Source organism: Bacillus sp. JJ783, from assembly GCF_036963225.1.
GTDB lineage: Bacteria > Bacillota > Bacilli > Bacillales > Bacillaceae_G > Bacillus_A > Bacillus_A cereus_U.
In genome coordinates, this window is sequence record NZ_JBALMG010000203.1 from 4,017 (window position 1) to 4,483 (window position 467).

Consider the following 467-nt stretch of genomic DNA (forward strand, 5'->3'; position numbering starts at 1 on the left):
TTGAATATTGTGATGAAAACGGGCAATTTTATTACAATGAATGGGACGCGAATGATGGCGTTATTTTCCGTTCTAAAAGATATGATTCTAGAAATCAAGGAGATAAACTTGGTTTCCCATCGCTAATTGTTGATGCGATTAAACGGTAAGTGATTTAACTAATGCATGAGTTAGTATTATAAGTTTATGAGCCGCAAATGCGGCTTTTTTGTTTATGCTGTAAGTATTGCGGTAAAGATTCCTACATTCAATAGTAGTGCTTAAATATAGAAAAACACTTGTTTTATATTAAAAGACAGGTATTTTTGATATCTTAATAGACTTAAAGAAATGAATAAAATGTATAGTTTTTAATCAATTTGTTTGTTAGAAAAATAATAATACAAAATTTACATTGCTATAATGATTCTACACCTAAAAGAGGTGGAAAACCCAACGCAAGGATCTAATATGGTGACCCCATCTAG

General features: G+C 30.4%; 1 pseudogene. It reads left to right on the forward strand.

Features of this window, described 5'->3' with window-relative positions:
* Nucleotides 1-149 (forward strand): annotated as a pseudogene (locus V7038_RS28085) (SAM-dependent methyltransferase); the annotation flags it as partial.
* Nucleotides 150-467: the final 318 nt, after the last annotated feature.